Here is an 18806-nt window from a genome sequence, read left to right as displayed (position 1 = left end):
CGGTATACCTACACCGCATCAGCTCGCAGCAGGTCGGCTGACTGCCCTGCTCCTCTGACCAGCAGCGCAGTAGCCCGGCCGACGCCGGACCGCCCCCATCGACGGGCTCGCTCCCGCGAGGGCTGCTCAGCCGGAGAAGGACATCACCACCGACAAGACGATCAGGACCACTCCCAGCACGCCTTCAGCCGCTCCGACCCACTGGACCGGGATGAAGAAAAGGGTGTGGATGTTACGCAGGCCTCTCGCAGCGTCCGTACTCGCCTGCCCGACGAGGTACTCGATCTGTTGGTGCGCCTCTCCACGGTTTGCCGGCGGCGGTGTTCCCGGCGCCACCTGGAAGGCCCCGTGAGCCACACGGTCCCACATCTCGCGGCGCATCTGCTCCTTGAACGCCTCGATCTTCTTGGCAGGAGCCACCGCATTCACCTGTTGCCCGAAAAGGTAGTTGGCCACCCCAGCCACGATGAACCCGAGTCCATACCCAAAAGAGACCGCCGCGTTGCCACGACCAAGAAACGCCTGGAAGGTCGCCCCCACAATACCCGCGATCAGTAAGGTGATGAAGACGCTGAGAATGCCCCAGCCACGCCAGATAATCATGACGGCAACGTAACGGCACCCGGTTTGGAGAGCCACGGGGATAACTCTCCACCAGAAGACAGCACCCCCACCCCCGTCAGCGCTCACTCCTGCGGCCCGCCACTGGGGCGCCCCGACGACGATCAGGCCGAGCCGCTCGGAACGCGACCGGGGCCCATCTGGTAGACACGGCCTCATGTCCGCACGCCAGCCAGACCAGTCGGAACACTCCGCCCAGCCCGTTCTCGCCGCACCCGCCGACGCCGCACCCGCCGGCACCGCACCCGCCGGCACCGCACCCGCCGACGCCGCACCCGCCGCCCCCGACTCACAGCCCTCGTCACCGTCCCGGGCCCGCCACGCCGCCGGCCCGGCCACGATCGACCTGAACCAGATCGCCCAGTTCCTTCCGCGCACCGGCATCGGCACCGACGTGCACGCCTTCGCCGCCCCCGACTCAGGCACCCCCATGCACCTGGCCTGCCTGGAGTGGCCCGGTGAGGTGGGCCTGGCCGGCCACTCCGACGGCGACGTCGTCGCCCACGCCTGCTGCGACGCCCTGTTCTCGGCCGCCGGACTGGGCGACCTGGGCTCGAACTTCGGCACCGCCGAGCCCCAGTGGAGGGGAGCCTCCGGGACTGCGCTCCTGAGCGAGGCCGCCCGCCGGGTGCGCGAGGCCGGCTTCGAGATCGGCAACATCGCCGTCCAGCTCGTGGGCGAGCGCCCGCGCGTGGCCACACGCTCCGCGGAGGCCTCCCGGGCACTGTCCGAGGCCGCCTCCGCCCGGGTCTCCTTCTCCGCCACCACCACCGACCACCTGGGCTTCCTGGGCCGCACCGAGGGCCTGCTCGCCGTCGCCACCGCCCTGGTCTACCCGGTGCCCGACGCCGTCCGCGCGGTCGTCCCGTAGACCTCCGGTTCGTACCGTAGGCCGCCGGTTCGTACCCTGAACCCCCGAACGCGAGGCATAAGGTACGAACGCGACGTCGGCAATCTCTGGAAAAAGCCCTGGCCCCGGTAGACACCGGTGGCGGGCGCCCAGGTAGCCTGTGCCTGTGAGCATCACCCCCACTGAGCCCCCTGAGTCCACGGGCCCCGCCGCCTCCCCCGCCCACGCGGGCGCGCCGGCCCTGCGCCTGTACGACTCCGCCGCCCGCGCGATCGTGCCGCTGGCCCCCACGGCCACCCCCGGCCTGGTGACGATCTACCTGTGTGGTGCCACCGTCCAGGGTTCCCCCCACATCGGCCACATGCGCAGCGGCATCGCCTTCGACGTCCTGCGGCGCTGGCTGGAGCGCGGCGGCCAAGAGATCCGCCTCATCCGCAACGTCACGGACATCGACGACAAGATCCTCAGCAAGTCCGCCGCCGCCGAGCCGCCGGTGCCGTGGTGGGCCTGGGCCCAGCGTTTCGAGCGGGAGTTCGACGCCGCCTACCGCGCCCTGGGCGTGGCCGCCCCCACCTATGAGCCGCGCGCCACCGGCCACATCCCCGAGATGATCGACCTGGTCCAGCGCCTGCTGGACGCCGGCCACGCCTACGTCGGCGAGTCCGGCAACGTCTACTACGACGTGCGCTCGCTGCCGGACTACGGGTCCCTGACCAACCAGCGTCTGGAGGACCTGGCCACCACTGAGGACGAGTCCCAGCTGGATGACGACGTCGAGGCCGACAAGCGCGACCCGCGCGACTTCGCCCTGTGGAAGGCGGCCAAGCCCACCGAGCCGGCTGACGCCGCCTGGGACGCCCCCTGGGGTCGGGGCCGGCCCGGCTGGCACCTGGAGTGCTCGGCCATGTCCCGCCGCTACCTGGGCGAGACCTTCGACATCCACGGCGGCGGCATCGACCTGCGCTTCCCGCACCACGAGAACGAGCAAGCCCAGTCCCACGGCGCCGGCTGGGGCTTCGCGCGCCACTGGGTCCACAACGCCTGGGTGACCATCAAGGGCGAGAAAATGAGCAAGTCGCTGGGCAACTCCCTGGTGGTGGCCGAGCTGCTCAAGCGCTACGACGCCGCCGTGCTGCGCCTGGCCCTGGGCACCGTCCACCACCGCTCCACCGTGGAGTTCTCCGAGGAGACCCTGGCCGACGCCGCCGCCCTGTGGGAGCGCCTGTCCGGTGCGATCCTGCGGGCCTACGAGTTCTGCGACGACGGAGGCACCAACCTCGTCGACGCCCCCGCCGAGCAGGTGCGCGCCCGGGCCCTGCCGGCCGAGTTCACCGCCGCCATGGATGAGGACCTCAACCTGGCCGGCGCCATGGCGGTCGTCCACGCCACCCTCAAGGCCCTGAACGTCACGCTGTCCCAGGTTGACGCCGTTGACGCCGAGGTCCTGCGGGGGGAGGTCACGCCCCTGGGCCACACGCACCTGGCGGCGGCCCAGCACCTGGGGAAGGACGTCATCGACCTCGCCCTGGACCTGCGCGCCCAGCTCGACGTCCTCGGCCTGGACCCACTGGCCGAGCCCTGGCGCACCCGGGTGCTCGACGGCGCCGGCTCCTCCCAGGGCGGCGCCGCCATGGAGGCCCTCGACCGGCTCATCCGCCACGACCTCGACGAGCGGGCCCAGGCCCGCGCCGCCAAGGACTGGTCGCGCGCAGATGCCCTGCGTGACAAGCTGACCGGGGCCGGCGTCGTCGTTGAGGACTCCCCCTCGGGCGCCCGCTGGCACCTGGCCTGAGCGGCCCCACCACCCACGACTCTTTCGCATTAATTCGCACCGTCACGAACAGGAGGCCGGATGCCCGGCAACGAGCAGTACCCCGGTGCCAAGCGCCGCCCCGGCTCGAAGAAGGGCCCCACGAAGGGCTCGGGCGGCCAGCGCCGCAAGGGCCTGGAGGGCAAGGGCCCCACTCCGCGCGCGGAGAACCGCGTCGGCCACCCCAAGGCCCGGGCGAAAGCCCGTGCCGAGTCCCGGACCGCCCAGCCCACCCGCGCCAAGCAGCTGGAGAAGATCAAGCGCCGCTTCGACGTGCCCAAGGGCCACGAGATCCTGTGCGGGCGTAACGCCGTGGCCGAGGCCGCCTACGCCTCGGTGCCCATCACCCGGGTCTTCATGGCTGTCTCAGCCCAGTCCGACGAGCGTCTGGGAGCCGTGGTGCGCCGCGCCGCCCTGCTGGGCGCCCCGGTACTGGAGACCACCAAGCTGGACCTGGACGCCCTGACCGACTCCGCCGCCCACCAGGGCGTGGCCATCGAGGTGCCCGCCTACGAGTACACCACCGCCCGCGACCTGCTGGAGCGCGCCCGCGCCCTGGGACGCACGCCGCTGCTCGTGGCCCTGGACCAGGTGACCGACCCCCACAACCTCGGCGCGGTCCTGCGCAGTGCCGGGGCCTTCGGGGCCGACGGCGTCATCATCCCCGAACGTCGCTCGGTGGGGGTCAACGCCACCGTGTGGAAGGTGTCGGCCGGCGCCGCCGCCCGGGTGCGCGTGGCCCGCGAGACGAACCTTGTGCGCGCCCTGGAGCAGCTGAAGAAGGAGGGGTGCTTCGTCGTCGGCCTGGACGGCTCGGGCAGTACGGCTGTCGAGGACCTCACCCTGGCCGACTCGCCCCTGGTGCTGGTCACCGGCGCGGAGGGGGCGGGCCTGTCCCGCCTGGTGCGCGAGACCTGTGACGTGCTGGCCTCGGTGCCGATCAGCCGCAGCGTGGAGTCCCTCAACGCGGCCGTGGCCACGGGTATCAGCCTCTACGAGGTCGACCGCCTGCGCCGCCGGGCCGCCGACGCCGGCAGCTGACCCCCGCCGCCGCTGACGGCCGGCCGCACCCGGCGGAGCCTGCTGATCCGACCGAACCGACTGATCCGGCCGCTCCCGGCAGGGAAAGTGCCCGGTTTACACTTCCCCATGACGGCCCCGTTGCTGACACAATGGGCCGCATCCGATCCACAGGAGGTCCCCATGGCCCAGGACGCTTCGCAGCGCTGGAACCGCACCGACGGCGTGCTCATCGCGCCGGGCACGACGCCGGAGGCGGTCGCAGACGCCTTCGCCGAGCGCGGGGTGGTCGTGCGCCTGGAGTGGTTCCCGGCCACCACCCACCTGCTCAGCCTGACCCTTATGACCGACGTCGAGGGCCGGGTCGCGGCGACGCCGCCCTCCCGCGGGGGCGTTGTGCCCGGTCCGAGTGTCAGTGAGCTCGTGGAGTCCCTGGCCCGGGAGTTCACGGCCGATGTCGCCGTCGGGCCGGCGGCCTTCAACGCCCTGCCCGACGACATTGAGCTGCCCACGATCTCCCACCACGGCTCGGCCAGCGCCCGTACCGTGGTGATCTCCCCGATGAGTGCCTACATGGTGCCGCTGCAGGCCACCCTGCTGGAGCGGCCCCTGGCGGTGGCCTCGACGCCGAGCCTGGACCGCCGCATCGTCATGTACTCCGGTGAGGGCACGGAGCTGGGCACCTTCGGCTGGGACGAGGAGTCCCTGCCGGCCCTGGTGCTGACCTCCGACTCCGAGGACATGTCCATCCGCGCCATCCCCACCGGGGACCCGGAGGACGACGCCGTCTTCTCCTGGGGCATGACGTCGCGCTACGTGTGGGGCGGGGTCAAGGAGCCCGGCCCGGCCCTGAAGTCCCTGGTGGATGAGCTCCTGGCGGACCTGACCGACGCGTCGGGGATCGTCGACGCCGTCCCGGGAGCGGACCTGGAGGCCGCGGCCGCCGCCATTGTCCAGCCCGGCATCGAGGGTTTCGCCGCCATGCTTGAGGCCCTGGGCCTGCCTGACTGGGTGCTGGAGGTCCTCACGGGCCGCCTGGCGCCGGTGGAGGTTCCCGGCGTCGTCGTGCACGAGCCGCGCGGACTGTCCAACGCGGTGGGCCGCAGCGTGGGCCTGCTGCTGGCCGACCCCTCCACCCCGGGCTCGGCCTTCTGGCAGGGCTATGTGCGCACGGTGACGGACAAGCCGTGGGCGGTGCGGGGTGCCGCGCTGCTCGAGGCGGGTCTGGGCGGGGCTCTCGTGGGGGCTGCCGTGCGCCGTCGTCGCTCGACCGGCAGCATCCCGGGTGGGATGGCGGCCGTGGGGGCCTTCCTGCTGGTGGACGCCATCACCGAGGTCTCGCTGGCCTCCTGGACGCGACACCGCGAGCTGCGCCGCCGCGCCGACGAGGAGATGGCCCTGGTCGCCGAGGAGCTCGGCGCCTGAGAGCCCGCCGCCGGGGACACTCGGCTCCACCGGGGGCATTCCTGCGCGGCCGCAAGCCGCAGGTGCGCCGGCGGACTACTCAGGCATCCCCCGGCTCAAGATAATCAACAACGGCACCACGCCAGCGACGAGAATATGCAACAGCACCACCAGCACGAAGATCAGCGACCCCTTCTCGGTTCGGGACATGCCGTGGTGCTTTCCTATGCTCAGCGCCCCCGGGTCGCCGTTCAGGATCGAGGCGCGGTAGAACACCGGGGCCACCTGGCCGGGTTGCATGACGAGCTCAAGGCGCGGCTTGGGACTGAGGAAGGCCGCGTAGTGGTCAACGACGACGCTCACCGGCCCCGGCGGCACCGCGATCCTCACGGACTGGCCCGCGGACAGGCGCATCGCCCAGCCGTTGATCGTGATGGACACGGTGCTCTTGCCCGGTAGTGAGATGGACGGGTCGAAGTACAGGTCGATGAAGGCACTGTTGTCCGGCGTCGCCCCGGGCAGGGCCTGAAAACCTGGACTGTTCGTACTCATCCCAGCTCTCCCTCAGTCTTCGCTCGATACGCAACGCCGGCTAGGGCGCGCCCAGGCTGTTGAGGAACCAGAGCACCAGCCCCATGAAGATGGCGAACATGGCCACCGAGCCGAGAATGACGGCGAACATGATCTTCATGGAGGTGAGATCGTTCCGCTCGGAGGGCGAGAGCCCCTCGAACCTCTGGAACGTCAGTGATCCCGGGTTGCGCTCGAAATGGGAAGCCCGATAGAACACCGGCACCCTCTGACCGACATGCACAGAAAAGTCAAGCCGTGCCGTCGAGCTGTAGAGGAGCTGGTCGATCTGCTGCACAACAATCGACACCGGCCCGGCCGGAACCGCCAACGCGACGGACTGACCGAAGCCCAGCCACAGCTGGTAACCATTGATCACGAGCGACGCCCTCGACCTTCTGGGATATCCCTTGACGGACGGGTCGAAGTACAGGTCGATGAAGGCGCTGTTGTCCGGCGTCGCCCCGGGCAGGGCCTGAAATGCGGGCGCGCCTTCACTCATATCCCCGTCACGGCCCTTCTCATCGTCTCAGCTGATCAAGGCCAGACTATCAACCAGCCGGACGCCACCGGCGCCCTCGCAACCCCCGGTCTGCAAGGCGCGACCTACTCCCCCTTGAACTTCATGCCGGCGGTGAAGCCGTGAGGGTTGGCGGCGTAGTCGGCCAGGGTCTGTTCGTCGCGGGCGGCGAACTCGGCGTCGTCCTCGGGCGTCGGTTCATCGGTGTCGTCGTCGACGACGATCGCCTCCATCTCCTGGGTGTCCCCGTTCCCCAGGTAGGCCCGTTCGTCACGGTGCTGGGGCAGCACCGTGGCCACATAGTCGTCCACCGCCTCCTGGGTGGTGACGTAGCGGTTCTGGGCCTCGGACATGTACCAGCGGTGCTCGAGGATCTCGTGGAAGATCTCGGCGGGCTCCAGCTTGCGACGCATCTCGACGGGGACGGAGTGAATGGTGGGCTCGAAGACCTCCGCCAGCCAGGCGTGGGCCACGAGCTCGATGGGGTCGTCGCTGCGGCCGGTGATGGCCCGGTAGGCCTCCAGGTCGTTGAGCATGCGCTGGCCCTGGCGCTCCTGGACGTCCAGGCCGGTCAGTCGCATCACCTGGCGGTGGTAGTGGCCGGCGTCGACGACCTTGGGTTGAATGGTGATGTGGTTTCCCTGGGAGTCGGTGTTCATGGTGAGCTCGGCGACGTCGTAGCCCATCTCGTTGAGCTTCTCGACCCGGCGGCGCAGGCGCCAGCGCTCATCCATGGAGAAGGACTCCTTGGCGGTGAGCACGTCCCACAGCTCGGTGTAACGGCTGACGATCCGGTCCCCCACCTCAATGGTGTCCACGCTCGGCTCCAGCAGGGCACCGGCCTGGAGGTCCATGAGCTCGCCGATAATGTTGGTGCGGGCCACGTCGATGTCGTAGAGGCGCTTGCCGTCCGTAAGACCCTCGGGGTGGAGCTCCCCGGTCTCGGCGTCCACCAGGTAGGCGGCGAAGGCCCCAGCGTCGCGACGGAAGAGCGTGTTGGACAGGGACACGTCCCCCCAGTAGAAGCCCAGCAGGTGCAGGCGCACCAGCAGCACGGCGAGCGCGTCAATGAGTCGGGTGGCGGTCTCGGGCCGCATGTACTGGCTGAACAGCGCCCGGTAGGGCAGGGAGTAGGACAGGTGCTCGGTGATGAGCACCGAGTTGAGCTCCTCACCGGTGACGCTGCGGCGGCCGGTGATGACCGCCGTCGGATGCACGCAGGGCGCCCCCAGTCGCACCAGGTCGCGCAGGAGCTCGTACTCGCGGTGGGCCACGGACTCGCCGATCTCCTTGACCGCGATGACGCGCTCAGAGAGGTTGACGAAGCGCACGATGTGGCGGGACAGACCACGGGGCAGCGCGGCGAGGACCTCGGTGGGCCACTCCTCCAGCGCCGTCTCCCAGGGGAGGTCGAGCAGCGCCGGGTCAATGGTCGCCGCCGTGATCTTCATGGACTGGGACATGACGTCATTCTTTCAGGCAGGAACCCAATTTGCTTTTCGAGACATGAGCCGCCGACCACACTTCTTCCCGTGCCGGCCGCTGAACCTCCCCCGCCGGTTGGCCTTCCGCCACCGGCCCCCTCGGTGAGTGCGACGACGGCGCCGCCCCGGGACAGGGGAACGGCGCCGTCGTGCTCAGCATCCTCAGGCGGGCAGGCGCTTGCCGGTGGAGGCGGAGAAGATGTGCTCCTGACCGGGGCGGATCCGCACGTAGACGGTCTCACCCGGCTCGGGGGCGGTGCGCGGAGGCACGCGCACGATGATCTGGCTGGAGTCCTCACCGGAACCAAGCTTGGCCTCGGATTCCTCCGCGCCGACGAGCTCACCGTAGATGTAGGCGTCAGAGCCCAGCTCCTCCACGAAGGACAGGCGCACCGGGATGGAGTGCTCGTCCTGGGCGGAGACGACGTCGAGCGACTCGGGCCGGAACCCGATGGTCACCTTGCCGCCGTCCTCGGGGGTGATGGCGTCCAGGGTCGCCTTGGACAACTGGATCTTGGCGGCGCCGACGGTGGCGACGTCCCCCTTGATCGTGAACTGCCCCAGGTTCATGGCCGGCGAGCCGATGAAGCCGGCGACGAACTCGTTGGCGGGGTGGTCGTACATCTCACGCGGGGTACCGACCTGCTGGAGCACGCCGTCCTTGAGGACCGCGATGCGGTCACCCATGGTGAGGGCCTCGGTCTGGTCGTGGGTGACGTAGACCGTGGTGACGCCCAGCGAGCGCTGGAGCGAGGCGATCTGGGTGCGGGTCTGCACACGGAGCTTGGCGTCCAGGTTGGACAGCGGCTCGTCCATAAGGAAGACCTTGGGCTTACGCACGATGGCGCGGCCCATGGCCACACGCTGACGCTGACCACCGGAGAGGGCCTTGGGCTTGCGGTCCAGGTACTCGGTCAGGCCGAGGATCTTGGCGGCCTCACGCACGCGCTTGTCGATCTCGGCCTTGGGGGTGCCGGCGATCTTGAGGGCGAAGCCCATGTTGTCGTGCACGGTCATGTGCGGGTAGAGCGCGTAGTTCTGGAAGACCATGGCGATGTCACGGTCCTTGGGCTGAACATCGGTGACGTCGCGGTCACCGATGAGGATACGACCGGCGTTGACGTCCTCCAGGCCCGCAAGCATGCGCAGGGAGGTGGACTTACCGCAGCCGGAGGGGCCAACGAGTACGAGGAACTCGCCATCGGCGATCTCGAGGTTGAGAGAGTCAACACTGGGGCGGTCATTGCCCGGGTAAATACGTGTAGCGTTCTCGAAAGTCACAGTTGCCATGGGTGGTGCTTCCCTTCACCGGCAGGTACGTGCCGGACGATCCGTCGTGAAAGGTGCCGATGCGTGTCCGCATTGACACGTGCCGCGGTCAGCCGTTCGACCGCGGACGGGCTCATCTTGACACAGGTTCCCCGCTTTGACCAGCGATTCGCAGCAATCAGTCAGGGCAGTCCTCGACAGCCCTCGACAGTCCTCGACAGTCCTCGACGGCGGTGGCGGCCGGTGGAGACCTCCCCATCCCCGCCGTCGGAAACCATCCGACCCGATACCGGCAATGCGGCTCCATCACTGGCTTTACTCCCGCGACATGGCCCACAGTCGGGCGAAGAGCCCCACAGCTTCGGGGCACCCACGAGTGGATCCAGCCCGGTACTGTGGGGGCCATGACGCAGAACTTCGACGCGCACCCGGGCGAGCCGGTCACCCTGAGCAAGCTGCGCGCCGGCACCACAGTGGGGGGATACCGGCTTCTGCGTCGCCTGGGCGCCGGGGGCATGGGCGTGGTGTGGGAGGCCACCGATGAGGGTGGGCGCCACGTGGCCATGAAGATCCTCCACCCGCAGATCGCCGCGGACCCCACGGCTCGGCGCCGTCTGGACCGGGAGGCCAGCGTCCTGGCCCGGGTGAGGGACACGCGCGTGGCGCGCATCCTGGACATCGAGACCGGGGACGGCTCCCAGGGCATCACCTTCGTCATCACCGAGCTCATCGAGGGCCCCACCCTGCAGCATGAGGTGGAGCATGAGGGCGTCTACGACCTGACCACTGACGCCCGCGACCTGGCCGACCTGGCCCACGGGCTGGTCGACTCGCTGCGCGCGGTGCACGCCGCCGGCGTCATCCACCGCGACCTCAAGCCCTCCAACGTCATGCTCAGTGCGCAGGGGCCGGTTCTCATCGACTTCGGCATCGCCCAGGTGGCCGACGACGTCCGGCTCACACAGACCGGCCAGGTCACGGGTACGCCGGGGTTCATCCCTCCGGAGATGCTCGACGGCGGGGAGCCGAATGCCGACGTCGACTGGTACGCCTGCGCGGGTGTGCTCCTGTTCACCGTCACCGGGCTGGCTCCCTTCGGTTCGGGGGCCTGGCAGGTGGTCTTCCGGCGCGTCTACGCGGGCACCCCGGAGCTGGGCAACCTGGAGGAGGAGAATCCGGCGCTGGCGCGGGCGTTCACGGCGGCGCTCGCCCCTGAGGCGGAGAACCGTCTGAGCCCGGACGGCCTGCTGGAGGTGCTCGATGAGATCGCCGAGGGCGGGACCGGGCAGGAGGCGGTCGATCGGCTCCTGGGGCCCGAGGACGAGGAGCCGGAGTCCAGTGAGCTGGAGCGGAGCACCAGCACTTTCGTTCCTGGCTACGGTTCGACCCTGGGGTCGCCTCGCGATGCTCGTAGTGCGACCTCGGCCTCCCCGGCCGCATACGGCAGTCCCATCTCTGCGCCCTCCGGCGCGGAGGGCGGGTACGGGTACTCGGCGCCGTCGGCCGCTTCTGGCGCTTCCGCCCAGCCCCCACCGGCCATCCCGCCGCGTCAGTGGTACCAGAGCAGTTCGGCGATGCCCTCCAGGGGGGCGCAGTCGATGCAGTACGGCGTGGGTGCTCCTGCGCCTGCGGCCTCTTCGGGGGCGTACCCGCGTCCGGCGCCGTCGGGGCAGGTGCCGATGTTCCCCTACTCCGGCCAGCATCCGACGGCGTATCAGCCCGGCTACTCCCAGGCCGTCGCCGGTCCGACGGCTGCGTCGTCGGCGGGAGCGATGACGGGGCCGATGGCAGCCGGCGCCCCAGGGGCGCAGGTGCGCCGGTTCAGCTCCCCCAGCCGTCCGGGAGAGCTGCCCCAGTGGGCGCAGGAGCCGGTGCGTCGTCCGTTGGCGATGCTGGCCACGTGGTTCATGCTGGCCTCCATCGGGATCGTCAGGCCGGGTTTGATGGCGATTGCTGGGGTGATTCTGATAGTGGTGGCCGGTGCTGTGGGCCGGGCCCAGGACGCTCGGCGTTGGAACCGGCTTCAGCGCGGCGGCACCTCGCCGTCGGACAACTCCCGCATGTGGGCGATGACCCCGTGGTATCTGTTGCGTTCGCTGGTCTCTGCTAGCTTCGCTTTTCTCCTGGCCATAGGGACCGCGGCCGTCCTCCTCACGACCACTTACTCGATGGGTGCGGCGAACGACGACGCCCCGATTCTCGGATCGTTCCCCCCCCATAGCCGTATCTACATCCTCTATTTCGTCACGGTCGCCTTGTACCTTCTCATCCTGTGGCTGGTGCCGTGGGGGGCGGCGACGCGACGCGGTGGCGCGCATATTCTCAATTCCTTCACCCCCAGTGACAATGGCCGAAGGAATCTGGTGATGGCGATGCTGGGTGTTGGTGCCGTGTTCTTCGTCTTGACATTCGCCGGAGCGCTGCCGATTCCGAGTCTGGTTCCCTTCGGGAGCTGAGATGCCGCCTCGGCGGCGGACGCCGTGGTTCCCTGTCGGCACCCGCCTCCGGGGCTTGGTGACCCGGGTGAGATGCTGGCTCCGGCCTGGGCCCAGTCAGCGGAAAAAGGGGAAGCCTCCGAAGCGGAGGGTTGTGCCGCGGTAGGCCCGGATCGCTTGGACGGAGCACACCAGCACGTGGACCACGACCATTCCCAGGGCCATCATGATCGGGGTGCCCCACGGCATGAAGGATGGAGATTCATCGACGTCGTTCGCGATGGAGGCCACGGCAATCTGGATTGCTATGAGGGCCAGCTCCACCAGCAGCAGTGTCAGTCCCCAGCTCGCTGCCAGGCGGCGATTCGTCCGGGCCGGCTCACGCAGGTCCTTCTTGTTCCACAGGCCGACCACCATCATCGCGACCGCCGCCAGTAGCACGTTGAAGCCCGGCAGAAACGCCAGCAGTGCCAGCAGCCCCATACTCCAGGCCTCGGCACCCGATGGAGCACGCACCTTGACTGGTGCCGGAGCCATCATTGGCGCAGGCACCATCCCGGGGGCCGGCGCACCTGGAGTCCCAGGCGCGGGGAAGGCCCCGTAGTCCGTCACTGGACCCGGCACGGATCGTCTCGCGGGGTCGACCTCAGGCGCCGACTCCTGCATCGTGTAGTAGCCGTCCGAGGATGCTACGGCCTCGGGCTCCCGCACCTCACTCATGCAGCTCCTCACTCACTCGTCACCAGAGCGGCCGACCCTACCCGAACCAGGCTCACCAGCGCCATTGCCCTCAGCCTGGGCGGCTTCTGCCTTCTTGCGGGCTCGACGCTCCCGGTCCCGTTGACGACGACGCTCCCGCTTCTCTCTTTCTTTGTGATACGCAGCAGCCTTAGTTGCCATCCACTCCGGAATCCACTGCGGATCCCGAGGGAACTGATCCAGCTCAAACGCAGCATCACCATCACCCACCGGGTCGCCACCAATCACCGGCTCACGCATCCAGTCCGACTCCTGATGCAGCACCCCATCAGAAGCCTCCATCCACAAATGCGACCACAACCACGCACCCCGATGCGGGTCCGCCTGAGACGGACGCACATCATGAAGCGCGAACCTCACCTCACGCGAAGGACGGACAGACTGCTCCCGTCCTTGCTGATCAATCAACCAGTATTCGATCTCTCCCGTTAGATGAATAGCATTATAGTACACATCAACCCGACGACCACCACTCTCAATTAACCAACCTCGCAGCAACTCCTCATAACGACCTAATGGATCTGACGACATCTGGGATTCTTCTGACACAATCAATCTCCTTTAGACCGAGGGGGAACATTCTCAAATGAACGAGACCGTAACGCCCCATTGGAGTCAGTCCAACTTGCTTCGAACCCGGTCGGGACCTTCTCACTGTTGGCAAGCTTGGTGGGATCGGCCGGATCCGGGTACTCAAACTCCACCACAAGATTCCTATAGTTCTCAGGGGCGGCGGCGATCTCCTGCTCAAACTTGTAGTACGACTTGAGCTTACTATCGACCCGGTACTGGTTGACTTCCTCCAGCATGACGACTGTGTTGATCTCTTCTGACGGGCCACCGGACCGCGCACCAGCAACATGACCACCGTTATACGTCGTGTCATAGAGGCTTATTCACAGAGCTAGCCGACGCTGGCATCTGCGCAGGTCACAGCACCTTCGGCGGATGCCGCGAATAAGCCTCATACTCCGAGGCAAGATCGTTGCCGTAGCCCTTGACGTGTCCCTATACTGAATCTGACTGAAACCGGAACCTCTCGGCAACGTCGCCCAACATGTCCACCTCCAAACACACTGTCCACGCCTATCGTTGGTAACTTTTTGGCTAGTACTGGCGTTCACATGAGCCGGATACCTTTTACTCCGGTCCTCAGAGCCCGATCTTCATCCAGTCGGGGATCGCACCGGGGTCACGGGGGAAGACCTCCAGCTCCTTGGCGCAGTCCTCCGCCGTGTAGGGCGGGTCGAGGACCGGCTCGCGGTCGTAGTCAAAGTTGGAGATGAGCTTGTAGCCCTCGCTGCTCTTCATGGACAACGCCGCCCAGGTCCAGGTTCCACCACGGGGGTGGGCCATGAGCGCCCGCAGGCGCACGGCCTCACGGACCAGCTCAACGGGCATCTCGTTCTCGGCCCACTGGGCGCGGCGCAGAATGCCACGGGGCCTGAGCACGCGACTCGTCACGGCGGCGCGCGTCCCCACCCCCTCGACCTCCACCACGACCTCCTGGGCGTCTACGGACTGCATCCAGTTGCCCCAGTCGGTCGACATGTTCTGGAGCAGGACCATCTGGTCCTCCACCTGGCCACCCATCGGCCCATCCATCATGCCGCCCATAGGTCCGTCCATCGGTCCATCCATCATGGTCACAATCCTCTCCGCCCAACTGATTCCAGACCACGCGGTCTGATTCCCCCCGATTCTGCCCGACCCCGGCTGCACGCAACGAACCAACGACGACCGATGCGTCACAATCCGCCACCGGCAGACGCCAGGCGTGGTTTCCTCCAGGTTCCTCGGGCAGAATGACGTCACGACAGCAGTCACTCATTGACCATTCGTCTTCTTGGTCGTCCGCTCGTCACCGCATCACAAGGAGCACCGCGTGTCCAGTAACCAGCCCCGCCAGACCAAGGCCCAGCGCCGTGAGGCCGCGCGCCTCAAGGCCAAGGAGCTGCGCGAGGCTGAGGCCCGTCGCGCGCGCCGCAACACCATTGCCCGCCGCAGCTTCATCGGGGCTGCGGGCGCGAGCGTGGTCGGCGGGCTCGGCTACCTGGTCTACCTCGGCGTCGACGCCAAGAAGAAACCCAAGAACTCGAAGTTCCCCGCCCCGAGCGAGGGCCTGGCCACCGCGAAGGCGAACCAGAGCGGCATCCCCAAGCAGGTCCTCTCCGACGCCTCCTGGACCTACGGCGAGGGCGCCGCTCTCGACACTGTCGCCGCCTCGGTTCCCGTCCTCGACATCTACTTCGACTACTCCTGCTCTCACTGCGCCCAGTTCGAGGGCACCCACACCCAGGAGATCAACCAGCTCCTGAGCGACAAGAAGATCACCCTGGCCCTCCACCCCTGCAAGCTCCTCGGCCAGCAGTGGACCAGCGTCGTCATGAACGCGATGGGCGTGGTCCTCGACGAGGCCCCGGCCCAGTCCCTGAGCTTCCATGGCGCCGCCTTCGAGATCTTCTCCCAGGCCATTCAGACCAATGACCAGAGCAACATGACGGTGGAGGGCCTGGTCGCTGCCGCCACCAAGGTGAACGTCCCCAAGGAGGTCTCCGCCAAGTTCAAGGCCGCCGTCGACGCCGACAAGTACGGCAAGTGGGTCAAGCTCAGCGATGAGGCCTTCAAGGCCAGGAATCTGGAGGGCACCCCCACCGTCTTCTTCAAGGGCGAGAAGGTCGACCTGAGCAAGCTCCAGACGCGGACCTCCCTGACCGAGCTCGTCACCGGCTCCACCCCGACGGCGCAGCCCAGCCAGCAAGCATCTCAGCAGCCCAACCCGCAGCCGACTCAGCAGGGCTGATCCCACGCTGGGACCCGCCCCGGGGCGGCGGCCCTGTACAGGCCTCCTCCCGGCACCCACGGGCCCGGACGGCAACGAGCGCAGCCCGTCTCCCCCAGTTTCCTGCCCCGGGCCGGTCTGTGTCAGACTGTCCCACGCACCTGCGGCCGCCTGGCCGGCCGCGCGCCGCTTTAGCTCAGTTGGTAGAGCAGCTGTCTTGTAAACAGCAGGTCGTCGGTTCGAGTCCGACAAGCGGCTCCACTCATCGCCCGCAGCCGTCCGGGGCCCGGCCGCTCCTGTCGCAGCCCCACCCCACGACCCGGCCACGAGCGCACCACCGGGAGGGGACATGTCGGTGACCGCAGCACCAGCGGCGTCCTGCGCCCTCCACGACGCCGGCACCTGCCGCTCCTGCCCCCACCTATCTCTGCCGATGCCCGCCCAGCTGGCCGCCAAGCAGTCCCGTGTCGCCGCCCTCCTGGCCGAGCACGTCCCGGCCGACCTGTGGCAGGCGCCGGCCGCGAGCGCCCCCACCGGCTTCCGCAACAAGGCGAAGATGGCGGTGGCCGGAACCGCCGCCCACCCCACCCTGGGGATCCTCGATGGCGCCGGGTGCGGCGTCGACCTGCGCACCTGCCCACTGCACGTGCCGGCCATCGAGGCGGCCCTGCCGGTGCTGGCCGACCTCGTCACCGAGCTGGGCCTGCGCCCTTACGACGTGCCCGCGCGCCGCGGCGAGCTCAAGTACGTCCTGGTGACCGCCTCGCCCGACGACGACCTCATGGTGCGCTTCGTCCTGCGCTCCCGGCACTATCTGGAGCGGCTGCGCGCCGCCGTGGCGGACCTGCGCCGGCGTCTGCCACAGCTGGCGGTGGCCGCCGTCAACATCCAAAGCGTCCACCAGGCCGTCATCGAGGGGCCCGAGGAGATCGTCCTGACCGAGGAGGACCGCCTCCTCATGCGCCTGAGCTTGCCCTCACCGGAGCTCGGTGGCCGGGCCAGCCGGCGCACCGACGACGTCGAGCTGCCCCTCTACCTACCCACCCGTTCCTTCTTCCAGACCAACACGGCCGTGGCCGAGGCGCTCTACGCCACCGCTCGCGACTGGGCCGAGGAGGCCGAGCCTGCCCGGGTGTGGGACCTGTTCTGCGGCGTCGGCGGCTTCGCCCTGGCCCTGGCGGCACCCGGCCGCCGGGTGCTGGGGGTGGAGGTCTCGGCATCGGCCATTGACGGGGCGCGCGCGGCGGCCGACCTCATGGGCCTGGACCCGACCCTGGTGCGTTTCGAGGCCGGGGACGCCCGCGTCCTGGACCCGGCCGCCGGGGAGCGCGCCGGCGGGGCCCAGCGGCCGGACCTGCTCGTGGTCAACCCGCCCCGGCGCGGGATCGGGGATCAGCTGGCCACTCGGATCGAGGCCTCCGGCGTGGGACGGGTGCTCTACTCCTCCTGCAACCCGCGCACGCTGGCGGCGGACCTGGCGCACCTGCCCTCGCTGCGGGTGGTGCGCTCGCGTCTGTTCGACATGTTCCCGCACACCGATCACGCCGAGGTGCTCGTGGAACTGGTACGGGACTGAGCCGTGGCGCGAGTCAGGGACTACGGGGCTCTCCCAGTGCTGTCGCGAAAATCCCGACCCGCCGCGGTCGTACCTTACGCCGCGCGGTCGAGGGGTAGAGGGTACGACCGCGCGACCTACCCTACGATCCCGCGGACGGCTCATCGTGCTCTCGCGGGCGCAGCGGCCGGCTACTCGAGCTCGGCCAGGGCGGCGCGCACGTCGGCCAGGGCACTGTTGATGGCCTCGGCCTCGAAAGGGACCTCGAGGTCGCGCAGGCGCACGGCCAGGTCGGCCAGGTCCCGGGCCTCACCGAAGCCCTGCTCGGCCAGGGCGCGGGCGGTGGTCACGGAGTCGGCCTGCCCGGCACCGGTGGCTGCGGCCGCCTCGAGAACCTCCAGGATCGGGCCCTGGATGACGCCGAGGTCCTCGGCCACGACATCCAGCTCGCCTCCCACCAGCTCGCGACGCGCGTCAAGCAGGTCGACGCGCTGGGTGAGGTTGTCGGCGCCGTCACTCAGCGCCGAGCACAGCTCGGTGAGGCTGCCGACGGCGTCGTTGGCGTCGACCTCGTCCTGGCCCTCGAGGATCTGCAGGGCGAAGATCCCGGCGGCCAGGTTGTGCAGGCGGGCCAGGGCGACGCGGAAACTCACCGAGTCCAGGTCTCCACGCAGCGCCTCGATCTGGCTGTTCAGTGGGCGGAGCTGCTCGGAGCACTCCAGGACCAGGGCGTCGACCTGCTGGCAGCGTGCGGCGACGTCGTCGGCCTGCTCCCCGTGGCCCAGAGTCGTGACGTCAGCGCCGACGGCGCGCATGGCCTCACGCAGGGTGCCCAAGCGGGTCGAGAGGGCCTCGATCTCACCGGCCCGCTTGCCCAGGAGGTCGACGAGCCGCTGGCCCTCCTGGAGGATGCCGACCAGCCCGGCGGTCTCAGCCTCGATCCGGCCCATGGCGCCCAGGATCCGGGCCACGGGGCCCTCGGCCTGCGGGCTGTCGGGGATGCCGACGCCGTGGGCCAGCAGCTCGCCGACCTCGGCGACCAGCACCCGGCGGGTGAAGTCGATGGCGTCGGCGTAGCCCAGGGCCTGCAGCTCGGCCTGGAGAGCGGCCTGCCCGGCAGCGGCCACCTCCCGGCGGGTGGAGCCTGCCGCGGCGGAGGCCTCCTCGACGTCGCGAACCCGGGCGTAGGCGGCCTCGATGTCGTCGCGCAGGTCAGTGAGCATCGGTAGGGTGCGCACTGACAGGTAGCCGGAGCCGGAGGGCACGATCGTGGCGAAGACGCGGTAGTGGCCCTCATCGGAGGAGCGGTTGGTGATGTAGGCGCTGGCGGCCCGGCCCTCCTCGATGGCGTCCCAGATGGAGCGGAACAGGCCGGCGGGCATGTCCGCGTGCCGCACCACGTTGTGGGCCCGCCCCACCAGGGCGCCGCGTGGGTAACCGGACAGGCGCATGAAGGTGGAGTTGGCGCGGCGGATGCGCCCGTGGGAGTCCGTGGTGGAGAAGAAGAGCTCGTCGACGGCGAAGACGTGCTCGACAGGAGCTGCGGACTCGACCATGAGTGACCTTCCTTGGGGCGGTGCAGGCGCGCGGCGTCCGAACTGCGGCGGCTGCGGGGCGTTGTGGGACCTTGGTCGGAAGCCTACTCTTGACCGGCCTTCGAGGCGGCCGATCCCGGTGGGAGGACGAATCACAGTGGCCACGGCGCGATGGGGCTGTTTTCTGCCGAT

At 69.0% G+C, this 18806-nt stretch carries 17 protein-coding genes and 1 tRNA gene; 8 read left to right on the top strand and 10 right to left on the bottom strand.

Going from position 1 to position 18806, the window contains the following annotated elements; translation table 11 throughout:
• Positions 1 to 126 precede the first annotated feature (126 nt).
• Complete coding sequence (locus tag RIV14_RS08680; protein WP_075372103.1) at positions 127 to 603, bottom strand: hypothetical protein; 477 nt, start codon at positions 601 to 603, stop codon at positions 127 to 129.
• A gap of 364 nt (positions 604 to 967) precedes the next feature.
• On the opposite strand from RIV14_RS08680, the gene ispF reads away from it, so the two are divergent.
• The 4 genes from ispF to RIV14_RS08660 all read left to right on the top strand — a co-directional run bounded on the left by ispF (position 968) and on the right by RIV14_RS08660 (position 5726).
• The gene (gene ispF, locus RIV14_RS08675; RefSeq protein ID WP_075372104.1) at positions 968 to 1492 is read left to right on the top strand and encodes a 2-C-methyl-D-erythritol 2,4-cyclodiphosphate synthase; all 525 of its coding nucleotides are present in this window, start codon (positions 968 to 970) and stop codon (positions 1490 to 1492) included.
• Between the two features lie 145 nt (positions 1493 to 1637).
• Positions 1638 to 3263 (top strand): cysteine--tRNA ligase, encoded by a 1626-nt coding sequence (cysS, locus tag RIV14_RS08670; protein WP_075372028.1) that lies wholly within the window; start codon positions 1638 to 1640, stop codon positions 3261 to 3263.
• A 60-nt stretch (positions 3264 to 3323) separates the two neighbouring features.
• Complete coding sequence (rlmB, locus tag RIV14_RS08665) at positions 3324 to 4322, top strand: 23S rRNA (guanosine(2251)-2'-O)-methyltransferase RlmB (RefSeq protein ID WP_075372029.1); 999 nt, start codon at positions 3324 to 3326, stop codon at positions 4320 to 4322.
• 162 nt (positions 4323 to 4484) lie between these two features.
• Positions 4485 to 5726 (top strand): hypothetical protein, encoded by a 1242-nt coding sequence (locus RIV14_RS08660; protein ID WP_075372030.1) that lies wholly within the window; start codon positions 4485 to 4487, stop codon positions 5724 to 5726.
• Positions 5727 to 5801: 75 nt separating this feature from the next.
• Here RIV14_RS08660 and RIV14_RS08655 read toward each other — a convergent pair whose 3' ends face one another.
• The 4 genes from RIV14_RS08655 to RIV14_RS08640 form a co-directional block, all read right to left on the bottom strand.
• Entirely contained in the window at positions 5802 to 6257 is a 456-nt protein-coding gene (locus RIV14_RS08655) for a hypothetical protein (RefSeq protein WP_075372031.1), read from the bottom strand.
• Positions 6258 to 6297: 40 nt separating this feature from the next.
• A complete protein-coding gene (locus tag RIV14_RS08650; RefSeq protein WP_075372032.1) occupies positions 6298 to 6777 on the bottom strand; it encodes a hypothetical protein in 480 nt (159 codons plus the stop codon).
• A 104-nt stretch (positions 6778 to 6881) separates the two neighbouring features.
• Positions 6882 to 8258 (bottom strand): DUF4032 domain-containing protein, encoded by a 1377-nt coding sequence (locus tag RIV14_RS08645; protein WP_075372033.1) that lies wholly within the window; start codon positions 8256 to 8258, stop codon positions 6882 to 6884.
• A 183-nt stretch (positions 8259 to 8441) separates the two neighbouring features.
• On the bottom strand, positions 8442 to 9569 hold the full coding sequence (locus RIV14_RS08640; protein WP_070658311.1) for an ABC transporter ATP-binding protein: 1128 nt from the start codon (positions 9567 to 9569) through the stop codon (positions 8442 to 8444).
• Between the two features lie 383 nt (positions 9570 to 9952).
• Here RIV14_RS08640 and RIV14_RS08635 point away from each other — a divergent pair, with 383 nt between their 5' ends.
• Entirely contained in the window at positions 9953 to 12004 is a 2052-nt protein-coding gene (locus RIV14_RS08635; RefSeq protein ID WP_075372034.1) for a serine/threonine-protein kinase, read from the top strand.
• A gap of 96 nt (positions 12005 to 12100) precedes the next feature.
• On the opposite strand, the gene RIV14_RS08630 is transcribed toward RIV14_RS08635, so the two are convergent.
• The 4 genes from RIV14_RS08630 to RIV14_RS08615 all read right to left on the bottom strand — a co-directional run bounded on the left by RIV14_RS08630 (position 12101) and on the right by RIV14_RS08615 (position 14386).
• Positions 12101 to 12703 (bottom strand): hypothetical protein, encoded by a 603-nt coding sequence (locus tag RIV14_RS08630; protein ID WP_256699133.1) that lies wholly within the window; start codon positions 12701 to 12703, stop codon positions 12101 to 12103.
• A gap of 12 nt (positions 12704 to 12715) precedes the next feature.
• Positions 12716 to 13291: a hypothetical protein gene (locus RIV14_RS08625; protein ID WP_081381805.1), complete on the bottom strand. Its 576-nt coding sequence runs from the start codon at positions 13289 to 13291 to the stop codon at positions 12716 to 12718.
• Between the two features lie 2 nt (positions 13292 to 13293).
• Positions 13294 to 13551, bottom strand: a complete 258-nt coding sequence (locus RIV14_RS08620) for a hypothetical protein (protein ID WP_256699135.1) — start codon at positions 13549 to 13551, stop codon at positions 13294 to 13296.
• 343 nt (positions 13552 to 13894) lie between these two features.
• A complete protein-coding gene (locus RIV14_RS08615) occupies positions 13895 to 14386 on the bottom strand; it encodes a hypothetical protein (RefSeq protein ID WP_256699137.1) in 492 nt (163 codons plus the stop codon).
• Positions 14387 to 14627: 241 nt separating this feature from the next.
• Here RIV14_RS08615 and RIV14_RS08610 point away from each other — a divergent pair, with 241 nt between their 5' ends.
• The 3 genes from RIV14_RS08610 (at position 14628) to RIV14_RS08600 (ending at position 17100) form a co-directional block, all read left to right on the top strand.
• Positions 14628 to 15545 (top strand): DsbA family protein, encoded by a 918-nt coding sequence (locus RIV14_RS08610; protein ID WP_075372037.1) that lies wholly within the window; start codon positions 14628 to 14630, stop codon positions 15543 to 15545.
• Positions 15546 to 15709: 164 nt separating this feature from the next.
• Positions 15710 to 15785, top strand: a tRNA-Thr gene (locus RIV14_RS08605).
• 88 nt (positions 15786 to 15873) lie between these two features.
• Positions 15874 to 17100, top strand: coding sequence for a methyltransferase domain-containing protein (locus tag RIV14_RS08600; RefSeq protein WP_075372038.1), 1227 nt, complete (start codon positions 15874 to 15876; stop codon positions 17098 to 17100).
• 170 nt (positions 17101 to 17270) lie between these two features.
• Here RIV14_RS08600 and RIV14_RS08595 read toward each other — a convergent pair whose 3' ends face one another.
• Entirely contained in the window at positions 17271 to 18635 is a 1365-nt protein-coding gene (locus RIV14_RS08595; protein WP_075372039.1) for a PAS domain-containing protein, read from the bottom strand.
• Between the last annotated feature and the right edge of the window lie 171 nt (positions 18636 to 18806).

Origin of the sequence: Actinomyces acetigenes, assembly GCF_031296635.1 — a bacterium.
GTDB classification, from domain to species: Bacteria; Actinomycetota; Actinomycetes; order Actinomycetales; family Actinomycetaceae; genus Actinomyces; species Actinomyces acetigenes.
The sequence above is the reverse complement of the archived record's forward strand: the minus strand, read 5'-3'. Positions and strand labels throughout refer to the sequence as shown.